Origin of the sequence: Streptomyces cyanogenus (genome assembly GCF_017526105.1) — a bacterium.
In the GTDB taxonomy this organism is placed as follows: Bacteria; Actinomycetota; Actinomycetes; order Streptomycetales; family Streptomycetaceae; genus Streptomyces; species Streptomyces cyanogenus.
Genome location: NZ_CP071839.1, coordinates 7,132,578 through 7,155,854, shown reverse-complemented (window position 1 = coordinate 7,155,854; position 23,277 = coordinate 7,132,578). Strand labels below are relative to the sequence as shown.

General features: G+C 71.9%; 20 protein-coding genes and 1 pseudogene. 5 read left to right on the top strand and 16 right to left on the bottom strand.

What is annotated here, in order from left to right; translation table 11 throughout:
* Nucleotides 1-17: 17 nt before the first annotated feature.
* From S1361_RS32100 to S1361_RS32085, 4 genes are all read right to left on the bottom strand, one after another.
* Nucleotides 18-1,301, bottom strand: a complete 1,284-nt coding sequence (locus S1361_RS32100) for an aspartate aminotransferase family protein (RefSeq protein WP_208035373.1) — start codon at nt 1,299-1,301, stop codon at nt 18-20.
* The gene (locus S1361_RS32095) at nt 1,298-2,140 is read right to left on the bottom strand and encodes a nitrilase-related carbon-nitrogen hydrolase (RefSeq protein ID WP_208035372.1); all 843 of its coding nucleotides are present in this window, start codon (nt 2,138-2,140) and stop codon (nt 1,298-1,300) included. Before S1361_RS32095 ends, S1361_RS32100 begins: the two co-directional genes overlap by 4 nt.
* A 204-nt stretch (nt 2,141-2,344) precedes the next feature.
* A complete protein-coding gene (locus tag S1361_RS32090) occupies nt 2,345-3,889 on the bottom strand; it encodes a hypothetical protein (RefSeq protein WP_208035371.1) in 1,545 nt (514 codons plus the stop codon).
* Nucleotides 3,890-4,042: 153 nt separating this feature from the next.
* Nucleotides 4,043-4,294, bottom strand: coding sequence for a helix-turn-helix domain-containing protein (locus tag S1361_RS32085; RefSeq protein ID WP_208035370.1), 252 nt, complete (start codon nt 4,292-4,294; stop codon nt 4,043-4,045).
* A 63-nt stretch (nt 4,295-4,357) separates the two neighbouring features.
* On the opposite strand from S1361_RS32085, the gene map reads away from it, so the two are divergent.
* Nucleotides 4,358-5,134 carry a type I methionyl aminopeptidase gene (gene map, locus S1361_RS32080; RefSeq protein WP_208035369.1) on the top strand — a complete coding sequence of 259 codons (777 nt, stop codon included), beginning with the start codon at nt 4,358-4,360 and terminating at the stop codon, nt 5,132-5,134.
* Nucleotides 5,135-6,055: 921 nt separating this feature from the next.
* Entirely contained in the window at nt 6,056-8,599 is a 2,544-nt protein-coding gene (locus S1361_RS32075; RefSeq protein WP_208036859.1) for an ATP-dependent Clp protease ATP-binding subunit, read from the top strand.
* Between the two features lie 3 nt (nt 8,600-8,602).
* On the opposite strand, the gene ggt is transcribed toward S1361_RS32075, so the two are convergent.
* Nucleotides 8,603-10,405 (bottom strand): gamma-glutamyltransferase, encoded by a 1,803-nt coding sequence (gene ggt / locus S1361_RS32070; RefSeq protein ID WP_208035368.1) that lies wholly within the window; start codon nt 10,403-10,405, stop codon nt 8,603-8,605.
* A 108-nt stretch (nt 10,406-10,513) separates the two neighbouring features.
* On the opposite strand from ggt, the gene S1361_RS32065 reads away from it, so the two are divergent.
* Entirely contained in the window at nt 10,514-11,263 is a 750-nt protein-coding gene (locus tag S1361_RS32065; RefSeq protein ID WP_208035367.1) for a hypothetical protein, read from the top strand.
* Nucleotides 11,264-11,380: 117 nt separating this feature from the next.
* Nucleotides 11,381-12,946, top strand: a complete 1,566-nt coding sequence (locus tag S1361_RS32060; RefSeq protein ID WP_208035366.1) for a CocE/NonD family hydrolase — start codon at nt 11,381-11,383, stop codon at nt 12,944-12,946.
* 71 nt (nt 12,947-13,017) lie between these two features.
* Here the strand turns inward: S1361_RS32060 and S1361_RS32055 are convergent.
* The 9 genes and pseudogenes from S1361_RS32055 to S1361_RS32015 form a co-directional block, all read right to left on the bottom strand.
* Nucleotides 13,018-13,409: pseudogene (locus S1361_RS32055) on the bottom strand (amino acid ABC transporter permease); the annotation flags it as partial.
* A gap of 40 nt (nt 13,410-13,449) precedes the next feature.
* Nucleotides 13,450-13,869 (bottom strand): DUF6278 family protein, encoded by a 420-nt coding sequence (locus S1361_RS32050; RefSeq protein ID WP_208035365.1) that lies wholly within the window; start codon nt 13,867-13,869, stop codon nt 13,450-13,452.
* Nucleotides 13,870-13,884: 15 nt separating this feature from the next.
* Nucleotides 13,885-14,664 carry an exodeoxyribonuclease III gene (locus tag S1361_RS32045; protein WP_208035364.1) on the bottom strand — a complete coding sequence of 260 codons (780 nt, stop codon included), beginning with the start codon at nt 14,662-14,664 and terminating at the stop codon, nt 13,885-13,887.
* Between the two features lie 36 nt (nt 14,665-14,700).
* On the bottom strand, nt 14,701-15,336 hold the full coding sequence (locus S1361_RS32040) for an MBL fold metallo-hydrolase (protein ID WP_208035363.1): 636 nt from the start codon (nt 15,334-15,336) through the stop codon (nt 14,701-14,703).
* A 38-nt stretch (nt 15,337-15,374) separates the two neighbouring features.
* A complete protein-coding gene (gene pcaDC / locus S1361_RS32035) occupies nt 15,375-16,658 on the bottom strand; it encodes a bifunctional 3-oxoadipate enol-lactonase/4-carboxymuconolactone decarboxylase PcaDC (protein ID WP_208035362.1) in 1,284 nt (427 codons plus the stop codon).
* Between the two features lie 490 nt (nt 16,659-17,148).
* A complete protein-coding gene (locus S1361_RS32030) occupies nt 17,149-17,439 on the bottom strand; it encodes a tyrosine-type recombinase/integrase (RefSeq protein WP_243769376.1) in 291 nt (96 codons plus the stop codon).
* 622 nt (nt 17,440-18,061) lie between these two features.
* The gene (locus S1361_RS32025) at nt 18,062-18,259 is read right to left on the bottom strand and encodes a hypothetical protein (RefSeq protein WP_208035361.1); all 198 of its coding nucleotides are present in this window, start codon (nt 18,257-18,259) and stop codon (nt 18,062-18,064) included.
* A 508-nt stretch (nt 18,260-18,767) separates the two neighbouring features.
* Nucleotides 18,768-19,424, bottom strand: a complete 657-nt coding sequence (locus S1361_RS32020) for a restriction endonuclease (RefSeq protein WP_243769375.1) — start codon at nt 19,422-19,424, stop codon at nt 18,768-18,770.
* A gap of 145 nt (nt 19,425-19,569) precedes the next feature.
* On the bottom strand, nt 19,570-20,448 hold the full coding sequence (locus tag S1361_RS32015) for a potassium channel family protein (RefSeq protein ID WP_208035359.1): 879 nt from the start codon (nt 20,446-20,448) through the stop codon (nt 19,570-19,572).
* 268 nt (nt 20,449-20,716) lie between these two features.
* Here S1361_RS32015 and S1361_RS32010 point away from each other — a divergent pair, with 268 nt between their 5' ends.
* Complete coding sequence (locus S1361_RS32010) at nt 20,717-21,394, top strand: CBS domain-containing protein (RefSeq protein WP_208035358.1); 678 nt, start codon at nt 20,717-20,719, stop codon at nt 21,392-21,394.
* Between the two features lie 88 nt (nt 21,395-21,482).
* Here the strand turns inward: S1361_RS32010 and S1361_RS32005 are convergent, their stop codons facing one another.
* The gene (locus S1361_RS32005) at nt 21,483-22,334 is read right to left on the bottom strand and encodes a DUF1918 domain-containing protein (RefSeq protein WP_425088090.1); all 852 of its coding nucleotides are present in this window, start codon (nt 22,332-22,334) and stop codon (nt 21,483-21,485) included.
* 172 nt (nt 22,335-22,506) lie between these two features.
* Nucleotides 22,507-22,806, bottom strand: coding sequence for an SHOCT domain-containing protein (locus S1361_RS32000; protein WP_208035357.1), 300 nt, complete (start codon nt 22,804-22,806; stop codon nt 22,507-22,509).
* Between the last annotated feature and the right edge of the window lie 471 nt (nt 22,807-23,277).

Genomic DNA, 23,277 nt, shown 5'->3' with positions numbered 1-23,277 from the left:
GGCCGTACACCCGTTCTCTAGTACGTGCTCCTCAGCGCGCGTTCCAGGATCGCCGCGCCCTCCTCGGCCTCGGCGACGGTCAGCGACAGCGGCGGGGTGATCCGCAGGGCGGTGGTGTCGTGCCCGCCGCCCTTGCCGATGAGCAGCCCGCCCTCCCGTGCCGCCTCCAGCACGGCGGCGAGTGCCTGCGGGTCGGCCTCGTCCGTGCCCGGCCGGACCAGTTCGATGCCGATCATCAGGCCGCGTCCGCGTACCTCGCGCACCCCGGGCAGCTGGGCGGCGACCGCCCGCAGCCGCTCGATGAGCAGTCCGCCGACGCGCCGGGCGTTGCCCTGAAGGTCGTGTTCGAGGAGGTGGGCGAGGTTGGCGAGGCCCGCGGCCATGGTGACCTGGGTGCCGCCGAAGGTGGAGATGCTGTTGGCGTCCAGGCAGTTCATGACCTCGGCGCGGGCGACGACCCCGCCGATGGACATGCCGTTGCCGATGCCCTTGGCGAAGGTGACGATGTCCGGCGGGCCGCTGCGGGCGTGCGCCTGCCAGCCCCAGAAGTGGTCGCCGGTGCGGCCCCAGCCGGTCTGCACCTCGTCGGCGATCCACAGGATCCCGTGTTCCTGCAGCACCTCACGGAACGCCGCGTACAGTCCGTCGGGGGGCGAGGTGAAACCGCCGACCCCCTGGACGGGTTCGGCGATCAGGGCGGCCGGCGGCCGGGTGTGGCCGAGGACGTCCTTCAGGTCGGCGACGCAGGCGTCGGTGAACGCGCGGTCGTCCAGGCCGGCGAACGGCCCCCGGGTGCGGACCCCGCCGTGGACGTACAGGGTCTGCAGCGGGGACAGGGAGGTCGGGGACCAGCCGCGGTTGCCGGTGACGCCGATCGCGCTGAAGGACCGGCCGTGGTAGCTGTTGCGCATGGCGAGGACGGTGTTGCTGCGCCGGTGGGTGGTGGCGAGCAGCAGTGCGGTGTCGTTGGCCTCGGTGCCGGAGGTCGTGAAGAACACCCGGGCGTCCGGGATGCCGCTCAACTGGGCGATCCGCTCGGCGAGTTCGACCATCGGCCGGTTGAGGTAGAGGGTCGAGGAGTGGATGATCCGCCCGGCCTGCTCGCTGACCGCCTTGGTGACCTCGGGCAGCGCGTGCGCGGTCAGGGTCGTGAGGATCCCGCCGAAGAAGTCCAGGTAACGGCGGCCGGACGAGTCCCAGACGTGCCGCCCCTCGCCGTGGGTGATCTCGATCGGGTCGTCGTAGTACAGGGCGAGCCAGTCCGGCAGGACCCTGCGGTGGCGGGAGTAGAGGTCGTTCACGGCTGCACCAGTCCTTCGTAGGCGTCCGGGCGGCGGTCGCGGTAGAACGCCCACTGCTGCCGCACTTCCTCGATGAGGTCGAAGTCCAGGTCACGGACGAGGAGTTCCTCGCCCTGGTCGCTTGCGACGTCACCGACGAACCGTCCGCGTGGATCGACGAAGTACGAGGTCCCGTAGAAGTCGTTGTCGCCGTACTCCTCCTGGCCCACCCGGTTGATGGCGGCGACGAAGTACTCGTTGGCGACGGCCGCCGCCGGCTGCTCCAGCCGCCACAGGTAGGCGGACAGGCCCCGGTGGGTGGCGGACGGGTTGTAGACCAGCTGCGCGCCGTTGAGCCCGAGTTGCCGCCAGCCCTCCGGGAAGTGCCGGTCGTAGCAGATGTAGACGCCGACCCTGCCGACGGCGGTGTCGAAGACGGGCCAGCCCAGGTTGCCCGGCTTGAAGTAGTACTTCTCCCAGAAGCCCTTGACCTGCGGGATGTGGTGCTTGCGGTACTTGCCGAGGTAGCTGCCGTCGGCGTCGATCACGGCGGCGGTGTTGTAGTAGAAACCGGACTGCTCGACCTCGAAGACCGGTACGACGATCACCATGCCGGTCTCGCGCGCCAGGTCCCGCATCCGGCGCACGGTCGGCCCGTCGGGCACCGGCTCGGCCCAGCGGTAGTGCTCCGGCTCCTGGACCTGGCAGAAGTAGGGGGCGTTGAAGACTTCCTGGAACCCGATGATCCGCGCGCCCCGGCGGGCCGCCTCGCGGGCGTGCTCCTCGTGCTTCGCCACCATGGACTCGGTGTCGCCGGTCCAGGTGGCCTGGACCAGAGCGGCGCGGACGACGTTGGCCATGAGCTGCTCCTTCGACACGACGTCAGAGCCTCTACGCCCGTAGAGCAGGCCGTAGAGGGTCGAAAGTAAGCCTCCGGACGGCCCTTGCCAAGACCATCGCCGTCAACCGGCCGAGTCGATCACGTTTCACACTCCGGTGGGCGAGCGAGCGGCGGCCCGGGCGGGCGGACAGGGGCAGATCAGGACAGTACCGCCCGGCTCCGGTCACGTGGTGTGCCCGGCGACGCGCAGCGCGTGCACGAGGTCCCAGTGCCGCTCCTCGGAGACGCCGAGCGCGGCCCGGAGCAGCAGCGGGACCAGGCGCCGGGGATCGGGGGCGGCACACCGGGCGGCCTCCTCGGGCGTCCGGACCCGCACATAGGCGTCCAGCAGCGCCCGCACCTCCCGCTCCCGCCCCTCGCCGTCCAGCCGCAGCACCACCGCGCCGATCTGCTCCGCCGGCCGCGCCACGCCCTGCCGCAGCATCTCCCGCCCGTCGTCGTGCCGCCCGGCCGCGGCGAGCGCGTCGGCGGCGGCGACCAGTTGCTCGGCGGGGAGCGCGGCGGCCTCCCACAGCAGTGTCGCCCAGTCGGCGCCGAGCCCGGCACGGTGCAGGGCCTCCGCGAGCAGCGGCAGCCGGCCCACGGGCCACCGCGCGGCCTCGACCAGCAGCACGTGCGCCTCCCCGCTGCGCCCCTCGGCACGCAGGCGCGTCAGTTGCTCCACGACTGCGGCGACGGCCGCTCCGGCCCCCTCGTCCACGGCGGCGACGGCCACACGCACCGGCTCGGCCGGCTCCTCGACGCCGGCGAAGCGCGCCCCCCGCGGGGTACGCCGCCCTGCGGCGGCCTCCGGTACCCCGGCCACGGGCGCCTGCGGCGCGACGACCGGGGCCACCGGGTCCGCCTCCACGACCCCGGCGAACCGCGCACTCCCCCGACGCCGCTTGCGGGGCCTGCCGGGCGCACCGGCGGCCCCGGACTCCTCGGGAGGGGCTACGGCAGCGGGGGCGGACGGGGCGGCCTGGCCGGCGGATGCACCGGCAGACCGAGCGGCCCCACCGAAGCGCGGGTCCCCTGCTGCGGGTCCGGCGGGCCCGAAGCGCGGCGGGTCGGCCGGGGTGCCTGCGGGCCGGGGAGGCCGAGCGACCGGCGTCGCCCCGGAGCCCCTTCCCCCAGGCGTCACCTCGGCGCCCCCTCCCCCGGGTGCCGTCCGGCCGTCCGCTGCGTCGGGCGCCGCTCCGCCGCCCCCTCCGCGTGCCCTCTGCCCGTCGAGCCGTGCCAGGCGGGCGCGGAGTTCGGTGCAGCGGGCCGTGGCGCGATCGTGGTCGTCGTGCGCCCAGGCGAGGTCGAGGCGGAGGGACTCGGCCTCCTCCGAGGACACCGGCGCGGACAGCAGGCGGGTCAGCTCGGCCTGGCGTTCCGCGGCGTACCGCCGCTCGCGGAGCATGACGTCGAGCCGGTCGGCCAGCGCGTCCCGGGCGCCGGGCCGGGCATCGTACGCGGTGAGCGCGGCGGCGTGCAGCGCGCGGGCCCGTTCCCGTTCGGCCGCCGCGGCGGCGGGGCCGTACGCCCCGCCGAGGTCCTCCAGCAGCGCCTCCACCACGTCCCACGGAGGCACCTCACGCCCGTCCAGGCAGGCTCGCATGCCCTCGGGGTCGCGCTGCCAGAACACCCCGCTCCAGCCGCCGCGCGGATCGAGACGCGCCAGCAAGGCGTCCAGGTAGCTCGCGAACTCCCCTACCGGACCGGGAAGTTGATGCACACCCATCGCCCAGCTCCCACCCGATCGTCAGCACTGACGCCCGGTAGGCAACACCAGTTGTGTTACGGACTTGCTACGCAGAGTTTTCCGGCAGCGCGCGGAGAACTCATTGCGGGATCCCGGCCCCTGCGCGGCCCGCCCTGCCGTGCGGGCTGCGCGTCAGACGGGCGCGAGGGCGCACCGGGCGACCAGGTCGTCCATCGACAGACCGAGGGCGCCGGCGAGGGCGGCCACGGTGAAGAACGCCGGCGTCGGCGCGCGCCCCGTCTCGATCTTGCGGAGCGTCTCGGCCGAGATGCCCGCCCGGGCGGCGACCTCGGCCATGCTCCGGTCGCCGCGCGCCTCGCGCAGCAGCAGCCCGAGCCGCTCGCCGCGTTCGCGCTCTTCAGGGGTGAGGGGGGTACGCACCATGCGGCCCATTCTAATACCGCCCCACCCGCCGAACCCCATTTAAATACCGGTATAGTAATTGGAATGGTGGAACTGAAGACCGACACATCGATCGACGCGATGCACGCGGCGGGCCAGATCGTCGGCCGCGCCCTGACGGCCGTACGGGAGGCCGCCCGCGTCGGCGTCTCCCTCCTGGAACTGGACGAGGTCGCCCGCGAGGTGCTGCGCGAGGCGGGTGCGTCCTCGCCGTTCCTGGGCTACCGCCCCTCCTTCGCCCCCACCCCCTTCCCGGCGGTGATCTGCGCCTCGGTGAATGACGCGATCGTGCACGGCATCCCCACCCGTTACCGGCTCCGCGACGGCGACCTGCTCTCCGTCGACTGCGGCGCGGTGCTGGACGGCTGGGCCGGTGACTCGGCGACCAGCTTCGTGGTGGGCCGCGCCCGCCCCGCGGACGTCCGGCTGGTCGAGACCGCCGAGCGGGCACTGGCGGCGGGCATCGAGGCGGCCGTGGCCGGCAACCGCATCGGCGACATCGCCCACGCCGTCGGCCGGGTCTGCCGTACGGCCGGCTACGGCATCCCGCAGGGCTTCGGCGGCCACGGCGTGGGCCGTCGCATGCACGAGGACCCCGAGGTCCCCAACGAGGGCCGCCCCGGCCGCGGTCTGCCGCTGCGCCCCGGCATGGTCCTCGCCATCGAGCCCATGCTGATCGCGAGCGGCAAGGACGGCTACCACGCGGCGGCCGACGGCTGGACCCTGTGCACGGACGACGGCTCCCGGGCCGCCCACGTCGAGCACACGGTCGCGATCACGGAGTCGGGCCCCAGGATCCTGACGGCACGCGAGCCGGTGTGAGCCGGCGCGCTCATCTCACGCCCGCGGCCGCCGAAGCCCGGGAGACCGGCCCCCACAGGCCAACACGCCCGCCACCGAGCCGGCCCCAGCCAGCGCGCACCGTATCGCGCCCGCAACCCCCGGAACACGAGAGACCAGCCCCGCACACGCCCACCGCGAGCCAGCCCGAGACCGCGCGCACCGTATCGCGCCCGCAGCCGCCCAAGCCCGGAAGACCGGCCCCCACAGGCCAACACGCCCGCCACCGAGCCGGCCCGAGGCAGCGCGCACCGTATCGCGCCCGCAGCCCCCGGGGCACAACAGCGCGGCCCCTCACACGCCCACCGCGAGCCGGCCCGAGGCAGCGCGCACCGTATCGCGCCCGCAGCCGCCCAAGCCCGGGAGACTGGCCCCCACAGGCCAACACGCCCGCCACCGCGAGCCGGCCCGAGGCAGCGCGCACCCTCTCGCGCCCGCAACCCCCGGAACACGAGAGACCAGCCCCGCACACGCCCACCGCGAGCCGGCCCGAGACCGCGCGCACCGTATCGCCCGCAACCCCCGGAGCACGAGAGCCCGGCCCCGAACACCCCCACCGCGAGCCGGCCCGAGACCGCGCGCACCGTATCGCGCCCGCAGCCGCCCAAGCCCGGGAGACAACCCCCACAGGCCAACACGCCCGCCACCGAGCCGGCCCCAGCCAGCGCGCACCGTATCGCGCTCGCAGCCCCCGGGGGCACAACAGCCCGGCCCCGAACACGCCCACCGCGAACCGGCCCGAGACCGCGCGCACCGTATCGCGCTCGCAGCTCCCGGAGCCCGGGAGACCGGCCCCCACAGGCGAACATGCCCGCCCCAACGGATCGTGTCATCGTGGGCATGAGCAACCCGCCCCCGGGTTACCCGGCCGCTCCGCATGTCGTCAGCGAAGGAACCCACGCGATGACCAACGGCTACCCTCCTGACCCCTTCGGTGAATTCCTGGCCCGCTTCTTCGGCGGAACCGGCGGAGCCCCGGGGCCGCGCCACATCGACATCGGCCGCCTGCTCAGCCAGCCGGCCCGGGAGCTGGTCAGAGGAGCCGCCCAGTACGCCGCCGAGCACGGCAGCCGGGACCTGGACACCCAGCACCTGCTGCGCGCGGCCGTGTCGACCGAGCCCACCCGGAGCCTGCTCAGCCGGGCGGGCGCGGACCCGGACTCGCTCGCGACCGAGATCGACGACCGGGCCGGCCCGGTCCAGCACCCGCCGGGCGAGGCACCGGCGCCGACCTCGCTGTCGCTGACCCCGGCGGTCAAGCGGGCCCTGCTGGACGCGCACGACATGGCGCGGGCGAGCGGCGCCGGCTACATCGGCCCGGAGCACGTGCTGAGCGCGCTGGCCGCGAACCCGGACTCGGCGGCCGGGCACATCCTGCACGCGGCCCGGTTCTCGGGGGGAGCCCTGCCGCCCGAGGCCCCGGAGACCACGCAGCCGCGCCCCGAACGGCAGCGGCAGCGGCCCACCGGCACGCCGACCCTGGACAAGTACGGCCGTGATCTGACCGACCTGGCCCGGCAGGGCGGGATCGACCCGGTGATCGGCCGGGACTCGGAGATCGAGCAGACCATCGAGGTGCTGTCCCGGCGCGGCAAGAACAACCCGGTGCTGATCGGGGACGCGGGCGTCGGCAAGACGGCCATCGTGGAGGGCCTGGCCCAGCGGATCGCGGACGGGGACGTCCCGGACGGGCTGGCCGGGCGGCGGGTGGTCGCGCTGGACCTCACCGGGGTCGTGGCCGGCACCCGCTACCGGGGCGACTTCGAGGAGCGGCTGAACACCATCGTGGAGGAGATCCGCGCCCACTCCGACCGGCTGGTCGTCTTCATCGACGAGCTGCACACCGTCGTCGGCGCGGGCTCCGGCGGCGAGGGCGGCACGATGGACGCCGGGAACATCCTCAAGCCCGCCCTCGCCCGCGGCGAGCTGCACATCGTGGGCGCGACCACCCTGGAGGAGTTCCGCCGGATCGAGAAGGACGCGGCGCTGGCCCGCCGCTTCCAGCCGATCCTGGTACCGGAGCCGACCGTCGAGGACACCATCGAGATCCTGCGCGGCCTGCGTGACCGGTACGAGGCCCACCACCAGGTCCGCTACACCGACGAGGCGCTGGTCGCCGCCGTCGAGCTGTCGGACCGGTATCTCACCGACCGGCGGCTGCCGGACAAGGCCATCGACCTGATCGACCAGGCGGGCGCGCGGGTCCGGCTCGGTGCCCGGACGAAGGGCACGGACGTGCGCGCGATGGAGCGCGAGACCGAGCAGCTGGTCCGGGACAAGGACCAGGCGGTCGCCGACGAGGACTACGAGCAGGCCAAACAGCTGCGCGACCGGATCGCCGAGCTGAAGCAGCGGATCGCCGAGGCGAGCGGCGGCGACCGGGCCGACGAGGGTCAGGACCTGGCGGTGACGGCGGAGGCCATCGCCGAGGTGGTGTCACGGCAGACCGGCATCCCGGTCAGCCGGCTGACCCAGGAGGAGAAGGAGCGGCTGCTCGGCCTGGAGGAGCACCTGCACCAGCGGGTGGTCGGCCAGGAGGAGGCGGTCGCCGTGGTGTCGGAGGCGGTGCTGCGCTCCCGCGCCGGGCTCGCCAGCCCGCGCCGGCCGATCGGCAGCTTCCTCTTCCTCGGCCCGACCGGGGTCGGCAAGACCGAGCTGGCCCGGGCGCTGGCGGAGGCGCTGTTCGGCAGCGAGGAGCGCATGGTGCGCCTCGACATGAGCGAGTACCAGGAGCGGCACACCGTCTCCCGGCTGGTCGGCGCCCCGCCCGGGTACGTCGGTCACGAGGAGGCCGGGCAGCTCACCGAGGTGGTGCGCCGGCACCCGTACTCGCTGCTCCTGCTGGACGAGGTGGAGAAGGCGCACCCGGACGTCTTCAACATCCTGCTCCAGGTCCTCGACGACGGCCGGCTGACCGACTCCCAGGGCCGGACCGTGGACTTCACCAACACGGTCATCGTGATGACCAGCAACCTGGGCTCCGAGGCGATCACCCGGCGCGGTGCCGGGATCGGGTTCGGGCCGGGCGGCGCGGACGCCGACGAGGAGGCGCGGCGCGAGCAGATCCTGCGGCCGCTGCGCGAGCACTTCCGGCCGGAGTTCCTCAACCGGATCGACGAGATCGTGGTCTTCCGGCAGTTGACGAGCGACCAGCTGCGGCGGATCACCGATCTGCTGCTGGAGGGAACCCGGCGGCTGCTGGACGGGCAGGGCGTCTCGGTGGAGTTCACGAGCGCGGCCGTCGACTGGCTGGCCCAGCGCGGCTACCAGCCGGAGTACGGCGCCCGGCCGCTGCGCCGCACCATCCAGCGCGAGGTGGACAACCAGCTGTCCCGGCTGCTGCTGAACGGCACGGTCACCGCGGGCAGCCGGGTGACGGTGGACGTCGAGGACGGGCGGCTGGCCTTCCGTACCGAGGAAGCACAGCCGCCCGCGCCGGAGTTGTGAGCGCTACCGCTCCGGGTCCACCACCATCGCCGAGCCGCCGCCACGCCGTACCTTCTCGGCGGCGGCCAGCCACTTCCCGCCCGGCAGCCGCTGCACGCCGGTCGCGGCGCCGATCTCCGGGTTCTGCTTGAAGCTGTGCCCGATGGCCTCCAGTTGCTTCCGCAGGCCGCTGTCGTACAGCGCCGGCTCCAGCTCGGTCTGGGCGGCGTTGCGCTGGCTGGCGCGCGGTGCGGCGATCGCGTCGACCAGCGGCAGATGCCGGTCCAGGAACCCGGTGAGCGTCTGCAGCACGGTCGTGATGATGGTGGCGCCGCCGGGTGAACCGAGCGCCACCACCGGCTTGCCGTGCCGGTCCAGGACGATGGTCGGGGAGATGGAGGAGCGCGGGCGCTTGCCCGGGCCCGGCAGGTTCGGGTCGTGCACGGCCGGGTTGGCCGGGGCGAAGGAGAAGTCGGTCAGCTCGTTGTTGAGCAGGAAGCCCCGGCCCGGGACGGTGATGCCGCTGCCGCCGGTCTGCTCGATGGTGAGCGTGTAGGCGACGACGTTGCCCCACTTGTCGGCGACCGTGAGGTGGGTGGTGTTCTCGCCCTCGTAGGTCGTCGGGGCCGCCGTACCGCCCTGGCCGCAGGCCGCCGGGTGGCGCGGGTCGCCGGGCGCGAGCGGGCTGCCGAGCACCGCGTCGTCCTTGATCAGGCAGGCGCGCGAGTCGGCGTACCGCTGGGACAGCAGCTGCTTGGTCGGTACGTCCTCGAAGGCGGGGTCGCCGACCCAGCGGCCGCGGTCGGCGAAGGCGATCCGGCTTGCCTCGACGAAGTGGTGCAGGTACTGCACCTCGCTCGCCTTCGACAGGTCCGTGTGCTCCAGGATGTTGAGCGCCTCGCCGACGGTGGTGCCGCCGGAGGAGGAGGGCGCGATGGAGTACACGTCCAGGCCGCGGTACGACGTCCTGGTGGGCGCCTGGAGTTTGGCGCGGTAGACGGCGAGGTCCTTCTCGGCGAGCTTGCCGGGGCGGGCGTTCCAGCCGGAGGCGGGGTCCACGGGCGGTTTCTCGACGGTCCTGACGATGTCGTCGCCGATGTCGCCGCGGTAGAGCGCGCCGATGCCCTCGCGACCCAGTTCCTCGTAGGTGCGGGCGAGTTCGGGGTTCTTGAACGTGGAGCCGACGACGGGCAGCCTTCCGCCGGGCAGGAACAGCTCAGCGGTGTCCGGGAAGTAGCGGAACCGGGTCTCGTTGGACGCGGTCTGCGCGCGGAAGGTGTCGTCGACGGTGAAGCCGCCGCGGGCGAGCCGCTCGGCGGGCTTCAGCAGGGTGCCGAGCCGCTTGCTGCCCCACTCGTCCAGCGCCTTCTGCCAGGTGGCGGGCGTGCCCGGGGTGCCGACGCCCAGGCCGCTGCTGACGGCGTCGGCGAAGGCGAGCGGCTTGCCGTTCTCGGTGAACAGGCCCTCGCCGGCGCTCTGCGGTGCGGTCTCGCGGCCGTCGATGGTGTGCACCGTGCGGGTTCGGGCGTCGTAGTAGACGAAGTAGCCGCCTCCGCCGATGCCCGCGGAGTAGGGCTCGGTGACGCCGAGCGCGGCGGCGGTGGCGACGGCCGCGTCCACCGCGTTGCCGCCGTGCCTCAGCACCTCGATGCCGGCGGCGGAGGCGTCCGCGTCGACGCTGGCGACCGCGCCGCCGTAGCCGACGGCCACGGGCACCTTCGCCGGCGCCGCGTTCGCCGTCGCTGCGGGTGGCGCCGCCGCCCCCACCGACACCATGGCGGCCGAGACCGCCAGGACAGCCAGTTTCCGCGTACCAGGACGACCCATCCGTACCTCCCGTCGGGACAGTCCGCGCAGCGTAACCGGATTGCCGGTACTACCGACAGTACGCCTGGCCCCCGTGGCCGTCGCCCGGGCCCGCTAGCATGCGCGGCCATGAACGACGACGTGCGCAACATCGTCCTGGGGGTCATAGCCGCGGGCGTCTCCGCCGCGCTGGGCTGGCTCGCCCGCACGTATCTGTGGCGGCGCAGACTGCGGCGCAAGCAGGCCTTCTTCGGGCTGCCGGACCACTCCGAGTCGCTGCTGGTGGTCAACCGGAACGCGGGCGGCCCGGAGCTGGCCGTGATGCGGCACGACGTGTTCGCGCTGCTGGAACTGTCCGCCCTCATCAAGGACTGCAACGCGCACGCGCGCGTGGTGGCGCACGACGTGGCGCAGCAGGGGATCGGCGAGCGCACGGAGTTCTGCGTCGGCGGCCCCGCCTCCAACCGCCGGATGGCGGCCCATCTCTCCTCCCTGCTGCCGGGCGTGCGGATGGACGCGGAGGCCTCCGCCGGTCCGGACGCCGGTGCCTTCCGGATCGGCGCGCAGGAGTACCGCGTGGACGCGGGCCGGAGCGAGTACGTGCTGCTGGCGCGGCTCACCGCGGGCGGCCGGCACGACACCCGGCCGGTGTTCCTCTTCTGCGGCCAGCGCGCCATCACCAACCAGGCCGCGACCCGCTATCTCGCCCGCGAGCACGAGCGGTTGGCCCGCAAGTACGGCGGCGGTTCCTTCGTCCTGCTGCTGAAGGTGGTCAACTCCGAGGCGTACGGCCCCGATGTGGTGGAGCTGGTGGCGGATGTGACGCGGACGGCGCAGACGCCCTTGCCGGAGCCCGAGCCCGCCGCCGGCGCCGAGTGACGCCGCGTGAGGCTTCAACAATCTTTACTCGTACGTAACTTACCGACGGGTTACTTGCGGTAAGGCTCTGAGGTTACCGTCGGGTCACTTTGCATGGACACAAGTAAGGAGTGACCCGTGGGACAAGGTCGTACCGCACTGCGCGCCTCCGCTGCCGGCGCCGTGTCGGCGGCGCTGATCGCCGGCACCGTCGTCGGTCTGGCACCGGCCGCGTCGGCGGCCCCGAACGTCCGGTTCGTCGACATCTCCGGCGACGGCGGCACCGTACTGAAGGCCAACGTCGTCATGCCCGAGGGCGCCGACGGCACCCGCACCTACCCGCTCCTGGTGCTGCCCACGAGCTGGGGCCTGCCCCAGGTCGAGTACCTGGCCCAGGCCCAGCAGCTCGCCGACGCAGGCTATGTGGTGCTCACCTACAACGTGCGCGGCTTCTGGCAGTCCGGCGGCGAGATAGAAGTAGCCGGTCCGCCCGACGTAGCGGACGCCTCCAAGGTCATCGACTGGGCCCTGGCGCACACCCCGGCCGACCCCGAGCACATCGGCATGGCGGGGGTGTCGTACGGAGCCGGGATCAGTCTGCTCGCCGCCGCGCACGACAAGCGCGTCAAGGCGGTGGCCGCGCTCAGCGGCTGGGCCGACCTGATCGACTCGATCTACTCGGGCCGCACCCAGCACGTCCAGGCGGCGGCCGTGCTGGACGGCGCGGCCACCCTCACCGGCCGCGAGAGCGCCGAACTGCGCGCCATCTTCGACAACCTGTACTCCTCGAACCTGTCGAAGGAACAGGAGATGATCGACTGGGGACGGAAACGCTCCGTCATGACCTACGTCGACCGGCTGAACAGCAACGGCGCCGCCGTCATGCTGGCCAACGCCTGGGGCGACACGGTCTTCCCGGTGAACCAGTACGCCTCCTTCTACGAGAAGCTGACCGGACCCAAGCGGCTCGAACTGCGCCCCGGCGACCACGCGACCGCCGAGCTGACCGGTCTGTTCGGGATCCCCAACGACGTGTGGACGGACACCCGGCGCTGGTTCGACCACTACCTGCGGGGCGCCGACAACGGCGTCGACCGCGAACAGCCGGTCCGGCTGAAGTCCCGTGGCGCGGGGGAGTACGAGGGCTACCCGGACTGGAAGTCGGTGACCGCGACCCGGAAGAAGATCGCCCTGGCGGGCTCCACCACCATCCACGCCAACGTCGACTCCGGCGCGGACGGCGGGATCGTCTTCCTCTCCAGCATCCTGGACCAGGTCGCCCAGCTGCCGCCCATCGCCTCGATGCCGCTGCTGCCGCGCCGCTGGGCGGCCGTGTGGCAGTCGGAGCGGTACGACAGCGCCCGGCGGGTGCGCGGCACGGCGAGCCTGCACACCACGCTCACCCCCACCAAGGAGAGCGGCACGCTCGTCGCCTACCTGTACGACGTGGGCCGCCTCGGCCTCGGCAAGCTGGTCACGCACGCGCCGTACTCCTGGCACGGGCGGACGCCCGGCGAGCCGTTCACCGTCGACCTGGACCTGTTCTCCACGGCCTACGACGTCCCCGCCGGGCACCGCCTCGCGCTGGTGGTCGACACGGTCGACCCGCTCTACGCCGAGCACAACCCGTCCGGCGCGCAGCTGACCTTCTCCTCCCCCGTGGACGACCCGTCGTACGTGTCCGTCCCGCTCGGCGAGCAGTGATCTCCGGCTGCCGCCGGACGAGCCTGGCCCGTGTCAACTGCCGCCCCCCTCACGGTCGCGGGGCCGTGGGGGGGCACCCCACCCGGCAGCAGCGCCCCCGGCCCGGACGCGGCGACCGCCACGCCCCTGGTCTTGGGCTGCGCCGCTCACGCCGGGACACCCAGTCGGCGCACCACGAGAGCAGCGTGCACATCCCGACGCGGATCGGCGCGATCACCATCACCACAGGGATGAACGGCAAATCGTAGTCGAGATCGGAGACGATGAGCTTCCCGGCATGGAGGAACTCCTCGTAGGTGATGGGAAAGCCGAGGGAGCCGTCCTTCAGAGCGGCCACCAGCCGGCCGGCGATGGCGGGCGGCCCGGCGCGCCCCGCGTGCGGGACCAGGACGTGCACCATGACCTGCGTCTTGCGCACACCGAGCGCGAACGCGGCCGCCCGCCGGCCGCGTTCGACGGCGGCACGGCCTGCCGCCCAGGGACGGTGCAGGGGGCCGCCGGAGTCAGCTCTCGGCGATCTCCGCGTACAGCTGGGACAGTTCGGGGACCCCGCTCGCCGCCCACTCCTGCCCGGCCGGCACCACCTCGACCGCACGGCCGGAGGCGAGCCGTACGACGGGTTCGCCGTCGGACCGGATCTGCCAGGCGGCGCCCGGTACGGTGCGCACCACGACCGTGCCCAGGTAGAGCCCGGCGTCGTGGCCCAGCCCGGGGAGCGTCTCGGGGTCGTCCCGCCAGCGCGGCGCCATCTGGTCCAGGGCCTCCAGGGAGGCCGGGGTGTCGTCGAGGCGGACGCCCGCCCGGGCCGCCTGCGAGCGCAGCAGCTCGCACTCGGACAGCAGCGCGGCGACCGCCTCGGGGTCGGCGGGCAGCCGCACGTCACCGTTCTTCTTGTGCCGGGGGCCCAGGAACGGAAGGTGCATGGACCCAGCGTGGCATCACACGTCCAGGTCGACCACCACCGGCGCGTGGTCGGAGGCGCCCTTGCCCTTGCGCTCCTCGCGGTCGACGTAGGCGTCCTTGACGGCCTCGGTGAACGGCCGGTTGCCGTACACCAGATCGATGCGCATGCCGCGGTTCTTCGGGAAGCAGAGCTGGCGGTAGTCCCAGTAGGTGAACGGGCGGTCGTACTTCAGGGGGCGCGGCACGACGTCGTCCAGGCCCGCCTCGCGCAGGGAGGCGAGGGCGGCGCGCTCGGCGGGGGTGACGTGGGTGGAGCCCTCGAAGGCGGCCGGGTCGAAGACGTCGTCGTCCGTCGGCGCCACGTTGTAGTCGCCCAGCACGGCGAACGGGCGGCTGCCCTGCGCGTCGCCGTACACGGCGGCCTTCAGGGCCTCGAACCACTGGAGCTTGTACGCGTAGTGCGGGTGGCCCACCTCGCGGCCGTTCGGCACGTACACCGACCAGACGCGGACCGGGCCGCAGGTCGCCGAGAGGGCGCGGGGCTCCGTCACGCCGTCGTAGCCGGGGTCGCCGGGCAGTCCCTTGACGACGTCCGCCAGGCCGACGCGGGAGAGCACCGCCACGCCGTTCCACCGGCCGGTCGCGTGGACCGCCGCCTCGTAGCCCCGCTCGCGCAGCTGGTCGAACGGGAACTGCTCCTCGGCGATCTTGGCCTCCTGGAGGCAGAGCACGTCGGTGCCGCTGCTCTCCAGCCAGGCCAGCAGCCGGGGAAGGCGGGCGGTGATCGAGTTGACGTTCCAGGTGGCGATGCGCATGCCTCACAACCTACCCGGAGCCTCTGACAACGCCGCTCAGACCTCCGTCCACGCCCCCGGCGTGAGCCGCTGGTGGTCGGTGCCGCCGAGCCGGCCGATGTGGCCCTCGTAGATCGGCCGGGCCAGGTCGGTGAGCAGGGCGTCGTGGATGTCGTAGGCGCGCCGCGGCCCGACCTCGCGGACGTAGTCGATGACCTCGGCGATCTTGCTCCAGGGAGCCATCACCGGCAGCATCAGCGTCTCCACCGGCTGGTCGGGGACGGTGAACGCGTCGCCGGGGTGGAAGACCTTCCCGCCGTCGACGAGGTAGCCGACGTTGGTGATGCGCGGGATGTCCGGGTGGATCACCGCGTGCAGCTCGCCGTGGACCTGGACGTCGAAGCCGGCGGCGGTGAAGGTGTCGCCGTGGCCGACGGTGTGCACGCGGCCCGGGAAGGCCGCCGTGAGCCGGTCGGCGACGGACTTCAGCGTCCAGATCCCGGCGGCCGGGTTGTTCTCCATGGCGGCCCGCAGCCGGAACTCGTCGAAGTGGTCCGGGTGCTCGTGCGTGACCAGGATCGCGTCCGCGCCGAGCGCGGCGTCCTCCTCGCTGAACCCGCCCGGGTCGATGACGAGCGTCTGCCCCTCCTTCTCGAGGCGGACGCAGGCGTGGGACTTCTTCGTGAGCTTCATGGCTCCCCATCCTGCCGCCTGCGGCCGCCCGGCGGGCGCTACCCGGCCGGTGTGGTCTCCTCCCGGATGACCTGCTGGGCCACCCGGAACGCGCTGTTCGCGGCCGGGACCCCGCAGTAGACGGCCGCGTGCAGCAGCACCTCCCTGATCTCGTCCGGGGTGAGCCCGTTGCGCAGCGCCGCCCGGGTGTGGAAGGCCAGCTCCTCCAGGTGGCCGCCCGCGACCAGCGCGGTGAGCGTGATGCAGCTGCGGGTACGGCGGTCCAGGCCCGGCCGGTCCCAGACCTCACCCCAGGCGTACCGGGTGACGAACTCCTGGAAGGCCCCGGAGAACTCGTCGGCCTGGGACAGCTCCCGGTCCACGTGCGCGTCGCCGAGCACCTCGCGGCGGATCTTCAGCCCGGTCTGGTACCGGTCCGGCGGCCCGGCGGGCTGTTCCGGTACGGCCGCGGGGGCGATCTCGGCGACCGGCGCGGGCTGCGGCGGCGCGGCCGGGACCGCGGCGGCGGTCGGCAGCGCGGTCTGCCCGGTGTCGAAGGGCTGCTGCCAGGCGGTGGAGAAGTGGTGGACGAGCAGGTCGGTGACGGCTGCGGGCTGCTCGACCGGCACCAGGTGGGAGGCGCCGGGGACGACCGCGAGCCGGGCGTCGGGGATGCCGGCGACCAGGGTGCGGGCCTCGGCCGGGCCGGTGACCTGGTCGTCGGAGCCGACCAGCACCAGCGTCGGCACGCCGACCCGGCCCAGCTCGGGCCGTACGTCGAAGGCGGCGAGGGCCTCACAGGCGGCGATGTAGCAGCCGGGGTCGGTGGTGCGGACCATCTGCACGGCCCACTCGGTGATCGCGGGCTGCGCGGCGGCGAACCCGCCGGTGAACCAGCGGTCGGGCGCGGTCCGGGCGATCGGGTCGAGGCCGTTGGTGCGGACGACCACCCCGCGCTGCCGGAACTCGTCCGCGGTGCCGAACCGGGGCGAGGCGGCGACGAGCGCCAGCGAGGCCATCCGCTCGGGGTGGCGCAGGGCCAGCTCGATGCCGATCGCGCCACCCAGCGCACAGCCCGCGTAGCCGAACCGCTGCACGCCGAGCGCGTCCAGCGTGGCCAGCAGCCGGGCGGTCAGCTCGGCGACCGAACCGGCCGGGTGGGCCGGGGCGCCGCCGTGGCCGGGCAGATCGAAACGGAAGACCCGCCACTGCTCGGCCAGCTCCGGCACCTGGCGGTCCCACATGTGCCAGGTGGTGCCCAGTGAGGGACCCAGGATCAGGACCGGAGCGTCTTCTGGCCCGTCGAAGCGGTATTGCAGGGTGTTCGGGGGTGTCTCACTCACGCCCCAGACCCTCTCACGTCTCACGAAATCTCACACGGCCAGGTGAACCCGGCGGCTCGTGACCTCGCGGCGCGGCACGCCCGGCACCACCGAGATCCTCATGGGTCCACGTACGGGTTCTTCGATGTGCACACCTGACCGTGGGGACGGTGCGTCCTCCCGGCTCGCGCACCCTCCCAATCCCTGCGCCGCACAGCTTCGCACCCTCGGCACGGCTTCCAGACGGTCTGGTTTGCAGCAAAGCGTGTAGTGCCGTCCCCAAGGATCGGCATGACGCACCTGAAAACCTTCCGGGATTCACCGACGAACAGCCCGAGGGCCACACGGCGGGCAAGCTCTGCCTTCCCTCGCAGGAGGGGAGACGTTGGCCGCAGCCTGGCCGCCCCTCCCCCCTTGCCGTCGCTGGTCCACAGCCAGCAGCGGCCTCCGGGTCTACTCGATTTGACTGCCATACGGCTGGGCAGATCGCTCAATCGACAGGCCGCCTGAGTCACGCTTGCCCCTCCGTCGCAGCACCGTGCAGGCCGTCCCACGTTGTGGCGGCTCCGCGGAGGTCCTCCATGTCCGGCTTCACGTACCACTTCTTGGTGGTCTTGACGTTCGTGTGTCCGGCCCACCGGGCAAGGATGTGATCCGGCACGCCTTTGTTGACGAGGTATGTGAGGCAGGAGGAGCGAGCGTCGTAGAGGCGCACTCCGCGGAGTTCAAGGATCTCCATGAGCCGGTAAGCGCGTCTGCGGAGCTGCTTGATCGTGAAGGCTTCCCCGGTCTCGTGCACCACGACGTATCCGGAATCCGAGTAAGCCTCACCGAGGACGAGCTTCTAGCCGCCGCCCGCTCCTTGCCCATGGTGTTGGGCTTGGCCTGTGCCGCCGCAGCAAAGTGGCGTGCCACGTAGACGCCTTGGTCGATGTCACCCCCACGCAGTAGGGCCGAAGCAAGATCACCGAGGACCACGACACCCCCGTCCGGTAGTCCGTCTCCGAGGTGGTCGACCGCGGTATCAGCAGTGGACATGAGCTCGGGACGCCTCAGCTGGCCGTACACGGCCCGGCCGGGGCCGAGCGCCCCGAGGCTCCACCGCGCTGCTGGTCCCTCGCGGAGTAGAAGGTGGTCAGTTTGCGGACGTCGTCGATGTCAGCCTGAGCCACCAGCCGGGAGGAGACTGCAGGTCGCGAGGCCGCCGCGGCCGGGGCGGCTGCCCACCATGGAGCGGCAGGCAGGACGAGGCCAGCGAACGAGTACGCGTGGTTCCGCACCGCCCTGGTTCGTGCAGGAGCTGCCGGGCTGATGGGCTCCACAGGCGGCGGCGAGCCCACCGCCCGGTACCTGACGGAGCGACAAGGCCGACGTCACTTCGAGGGCTTCACGCATGCCGGTACGTGAATCGTGCAGGACATCGATCACGAGATCGGCGGCTTCACCTTCGTCGGCACGGACCATGTCTTCCGGTTGAACGGCACCCGGGTCGAGGCGTTCTCAGTCTCGAGGCCAGCCTCTTCGACCACCTGCGCGACGGGCGAGTGGAGCAGTACCGGCGCGAGGCGTACAAGCTTCGGTCCAGGGACGAGCTGGAGACCAGAGCGCGACAGCTCGCTCACGCCCGATTCTTCGGCTCGTGGCGGCGCAGCCGCTTCCTCCGGAAGACAGGTTTGGGGGCGTTCGAAGGCGACCGCGCGGAGGGTTGCCTTGCTCTTGCCGGCTTCGCGACCGCCGAAGCATCTGGCGAAGCGGATACGCGCAGGTCGCCGACGTCGATGACATGGCCCTGGCTGCGATGCTCGGCACCGCCGAGGTCGGCGTGCAGTCCGCTTCGCGCACCCTCCTGGAAAGGACGGTGCGAACCAATGCGCGCACCGGACGACAGTGACGCTCGGCGAGAGCGTCAACGGGCACCCCGCCGACGTACTGGTACGCCGTCCAGATGCTGCCGGCCCAAGGCCGTACTGCTCGATCGCGGTCCGGACGACGGCAGTGACGAGGCACGCCACCTGCGTCTGATACTGCGTCGCCGCCAGCTCCTCGACGGCGGCGAAAAGGACGGCGCGGCCCAGCGGTACCCCGCGTGGAAGATCTACGACACCAGCACCAGCCGCCCTGAAGTGCCGTTCACTTCCCGTAAGCCTGCTTCCAACGCGTCCGGTGACGAGCGTCTCCCTGACCGCGACCGTTCACACGGCTCAGCGACAGCAGGGACGTCCCGTTGTTCCACAGACCGAGGTGATCGCGGTGGACGGCGAGAATGCCATGCTCCACCGCGAACCTCTCGGAGGGCCGGCTGAACCTGGTGGTCGTCACGAACACCGCAACGTCGGCCTGGAAGTGCACCTTGGCGCCGAGCAGGTCGCGTAACTCACGGCTGGCGATGGTGCTGCTGGGCGCGTACCGCTTGCACTGGATGACCATCGTCCGGCCGTCAGGAAGCCGACCAAGGACGTCGGCACCGTTGTCGTGGGAGCCGCCCACCCGCCGGACCTCTGTGCACCCGTCCCGGCGGCACAGGGCGGCGACCAGCTCCTCGAACTCGGTTCCGGTCATCGCGTCCACGTCGGCCAGGGCCCGCCGCCCGGCCTTCACCGACTCTTCCTGCCGCCACCGGCGGTCCCGGGCACGCACCCTCCGGTCCGCACGCCACAGCCACCAGCCCGCCGCGGCCAGACCGGAAAGGAGTACGCCTCCTACGACGTAGGGCCACACCGCCGACCAGAACACCACCAGGATGAGCAGCAGCCCGCCACCGCCGAGCACGATCTGCCTCGCCCCCACCCTCCACCGGCGACAGCCAACCGGAATCCGTCCACGCCGCGTAGCCATCTCAACCTCCCCCGCACCGTCCTGAACCGAGAGTCTCGACAACACGCGACAAGCAGAGAAGAGCGCGAGTCAGCCATGGGCCGGACCCCAGGCAACGTCAGGGTTGGCTGACGCTGCGTCCGTGGTCAGCGGCGTAGGCAGCGAAGACCGTCGCCGAGGGACCCCCCGTGTGGAGAAAACGCTGGTCAAGGATGCCAGCGAGGTCTTCCAGTGCGTTGGCGAGCAAGTCTCCGGTCAGTCGGACGTCCGGCCGCTGCGCGGCCTGGCCGCGCTGGGCAAGGGCAGAGGCGTACCCAAGGATGGCCGCCAGCGAGGAGTGATCCTCCCCGTCATGGAAGTAGTAGGCCTCGGCGTACTGGGTGAAGTCGATGCGGACGCGCACGACCTCGGTGGCCAAGCTGTCCAGCAGCAGCGCCCCGGCGACGCTGTCAAGCTGCTGGGTCGTAGGAGCCGAGTCGCGCAGGAGCGCCAACCGGATGGCCAGCACCCTTCTGCGGGTCAGCGCGGGGTAGATCTCGAGCACCCAGGAGACCGTGGCCGTCAGGAGGGCGAAGCCGACGAGCGCCTCCAGTGGCGAGACCAGGCGAAGCCACCCTTCGGCTGGTGTGATGTCACCCAACCCGAGGGTGGCGACGGTGACGAGTGACAGGTAGACGGAGTCGAGGAGTGCCGGCTGCTGCGCTGCCCTGGAACCGGGCGTGAGCGTGAACGCCCCCGGCATATGGGGCCAGTAGATGATCGCCCAGCCGAGGATGATGACGGCGGCCCAGAGACCGACCACCGTCACCATGGCGAGAGGGCCGACGAGACCGACCACGCGTCTGCGGGCGCGCAGACGCCGGGCCAATCTCCACATCCCCGTCATGACGAGGCGGCTCAGGCCGGCATGGCGGGTGGGGTGCCAGAGGGTATGGAACAGATCTCGCAAGGCGGCCATGACCAGCCCAACCCCTACCAGCGAGACCAACCACGCCATGCTCGTCTCCCACAGGCCCGTTCCGTGAAGCAACCTCGGCAACCCCAGGAGATGAGGACCCTCGCATCAGCCATCCGATTTTGCCCTGATTTCGGAGCGTAAGGCACGTGCTCGCCGCCGCCACGGATCGGGCCGTCTTCGCCCCGCGTGCCATCCCGCCGGTTTGCAGAGACGGTGGGCTCATACGGCCGCGAGGAACAAGGCAAAGCGCTTTCCTGTACAGCGCGCAGGCCCGGTGCTGTGATGAGGCGAGTGGAGGAAGTCTGAGATGCCCGAGACTCCGCACCTCGTGAGCGATGTGATGACCCTGACGGTCGTGGCTGTCGGTCGCGACGCACCCTTCAAGGAGATCGTCCGGACCATGGAGCAATGGAAGGTCAGTGCACTGCCGGTCCTGGATGGCGAAAGACGCGTCATCGGTGTGGTCTCCGAGGCCGATCTACTGCCCACGGAGCAGTTCCGTGACAGCGCCTCGGGTCTCAGTGACCAACTCGGGCGCCAGTGCGAACTCGCCAAGGCGAGGGCGGTGACCGCAGCAGAGCTCATGAGCGCCCCTGCGGTCACGGTGCGCCCCGGGGCCACCTTGGCTCAGGCAGCCCGGATCATGGCCGTGCGCCACGTCAAGAGGCTGCCTGTGGTCGATGAAGCGGGCATGCTGCGGGGCGTCGTCAGCCGCGGCGATCTGCTGAAAGTGTTCCTGCGGTCGGACGAGGACATCGCGGAAGAGGTCCGCCGCACCGTGGTCTCCTGCTTGTTCCCCGCCCTCAGTCACACGATCCATGTGCACGTGCACGAGGGAGTCGTCATCCTCCGCGGCGAGCTCCGCGACACCTCGCTCATCTCGGTTGCCACACGTCTCGCCCGTGCCGTCGAAGGTGTGGTCGATGTCGAGGCGCAACTGACCGGCCGGCCCGCCAAACCGGCTGGACCAGAGAGCACGCGGTGACGGATGCGTGGATGGAACGGCCTCTCACTGGTCGGCCGGCCTGATGCGGCGGCCCGTGAGCCGCTCGGGCTGGATCGACACCCACATCTCACGCTTGCCGCCCGCCCACGGCTCGGTGCGGGCGTGCTCGGCCAGCCGTCGCACGGCGTCGGGCTCTGTGACGACTCGCGCAGGACCGACGACGAGAACTCCAGCCCTGGCTCATCGCCTCGTCCACATGGTCGACCTCGAAGGCGACCTCCGCGCCCACAGCCGCCGCAGACACCGAGTCGGGCATCGTCCGGTAGACGATCGCGTTATCGATGACCTCGTAGTTCACCGGTACGACCGCCGGACCCCCGGGGGTCGACACCGCTACCCGCCCCACACCGTGCGTGGAGAGCAGAGCGCGGCATTCGTCGGTGCCGAGATCCCGAAGCTGGGGGTGCAGGAGGGCGTGTTCCCGGCCCGGCGGCAGATCGATACCGCCCCCGCGCAGTGCTGCGACGCTGGTACCGAGCGCCGAGGCGAGCCGGATGAGCGTCGCCAGGCTCGGATCGGCCTGGCGTTCTTCCCGGTACGCGAGGTAGTCCGGAGCCATCGCAGCACGGCGGGCAGTCTCTTCCCTGCTCAAGCCCTGCCGCTCGCGCTCTGCAGCCACACGCCGGCCGATGTCGCCGGGATTCGGTCCCACCTCCCGGGGAGTGCTGTCGGACGCGCCTCCCCTCTCCGCAGTGATCCGCCCGGAAGGCTCGTCGGTACTCCCCTGCCCATGCTCAAGATGGCGGACGTGCGCGTCGAGCCCGGGGAACACCAGCGTCACCTCGTGTGTGTCCGACCAACGCACGTCGTACGGCGGTGTTCCATCCGTATGGTGCAGTCCGACGATTTCTCCGTCGCGCCGGGTGGTGCCCGTCTTCGGACTTTCGATGACGAGTTGATCGCCGAGTTCAGCTCGCATGATCGCCACCGTCTCCTCAAGGGTGATTCCGTAGTCCAACGTGGCACGAGGGGTGTACCGCCGCATGTGGTCCTGCACTCGAGTGGCCGAGGAGGCCGGTCTCGGGACCACGGCCACGAATGGGGCGAGGGCTTCGCGCCTCTACGAGTTCCGACCGCCGTGGGGCGATCGGCTACGAGGCTGCGGGTTTGGCCGCGTCCGTGGGTGATTCACGGAGGGTGGCCAGACGGCGGTGGTATTCCTCGTCGTCGATCTCGCCGCGCGCGTACCGCTCGGCGAGGATCTGTTCAGGGCCGGTCCCCGGAGGCGTCTTCTGCCAGGAGCTGTGGCCTTCGCGGGGAGGGGTGGGGCGGGCCAGAGCCCGGAAGAGCAGGGCGCCGACTGTGATGATCAGCGCCCAGAACAGCAGCGTGCTGAGCGACATCACGAACCAGCCCCAGCCGTTCATGCCGTGGCCATACCAGAACATCATTTTCTGCCTCGCCTTCCCAGGTCATCCGCGGTACGAGGCCCGCGGCGGCAGATCTCTCGGGATCCATCGTCGCTCGCCGCCGGCGTACGTGCGACGGGCCGGACGGCCCTGCTGCAAGGGCCACCGAGCCCTGCTCGGCACGAGTCGGTCCGGCGGGTGAGCCCCTTCCGGCGAAGGGCGATGACCAGCCCTATCGTGGAATCTGCAGCCCCGTGACGACCGGGCTGCACGCTCCCTCACGAAGGGGCGCCATGAAACCGGACCAACACTCGCTCCCGCCCCGACAGCACCTGCGCGTGGACGCCGAGCCAGGACGCGTCACAGAGCAGCTCAACGCGCTCGCCCGCGCCCAGGAACGCTTGCAGGGCCTGCTGGACGCTGTGCTGGCGATCAGCCGGAAACTGGAACTGCCCGAGGTGCTGCGCCAGATCGTGAGCACCGCAATGGAACGTGTCGGTGCCCGCTACGGCG

Coding starts and splice junctions, on each gene's coding strand:
- S1361_RS32095 (WP_208035372.1), bottom strand. CDS start 2,140: ATGGCCAACGTCGTCCGCGCCGCTCTGGTCCAGGCCACCTGGACCGGC.
- S1361_RS32090 (WP_208035371.1), bottom strand. CDS start 3,889: ATGGGTGTGCATCAACTTCCCGGTCCGGTAGGGGAGTTCGCGAGCTAC.
- S1361_RS32085 (WP_208035370.1), bottom strand. CDS start 4,294: ATGGTGCGTACCCCCCTCACCCCTGAAGAGCGCGAACGCGGCGAGCGG.
- map (WP_208035369.1), top strand. CDS start 4,358: ATGGTGGAACTGAAGACCGACACATCGATCGACGCGATGCACGCGGCG.
- S1361_RS32075 (WP_208036859.1), top strand. CDS start 6,056: ATGACCAACGGCTACCCTCCTGACCCCTTCGGTGAATTCCTGGCCCGC.
- ggt (WP_208035368.1), bottom strand. CDS start 10,405: ATGGGTCGTCCTGGTACGCGGAAACTGGCTGTCCTGGCGGTCTCGGCC.
- S1361_RS32065 (WP_208035367.1), top strand. CDS start 10,514: ATGAACGACGACGTGCGCAACATCGTCCTGGGGGTCATAGCCGCGGGC.
- S1361_RS32050 (WP_208035365.1), bottom strand. CDS start 13,869: ATGCACCTTCCGTTCCTGGGCCCCCGGCACAAGAAGAACGGTGACGTG.
- S1361_RS32045 (WP_208035364.1), bottom strand. CDS start 14,664: ATGCGCATCGCCACCTGGAACGTCAACTCGATCACCGCCCGCCTTCCC.
- S1361_RS32040 (WP_208035363.1), bottom strand. CDS start 15,336: ATGAAGCTCACGAAGAAGTCCCACGCCTGCGTCCGCCTCGAGAAGGAG.
- S1361_RS32015 (WP_208035359.1), bottom strand. CDS start 20,448: ATGGCGTGGTTGGTCTCGCTGGTAGGGGTTGGGCTGGTCATGGCCGCC.
- S1361_RS32010 (WP_208035358.1), top strand. CDS start 20,717: ATGCCCGAGACTCCGCACCTCGTGAGCGATGTGATGACCCTGACGGTC.
- S1361_RS32005 (WP_425088090.1), bottom strand. CDS start 22,334: ATGCGAGCTGAACTCGGCGATCAACTCGTCATCGAAAGTCCGAAGACG.
- S1361_RS32000 (WP_208035357.1), bottom strand. CDS start 22,806: ATGATGTTCTGGTATGGCCACGGCATGAACGGCTGGGGCTGGTTCGTG.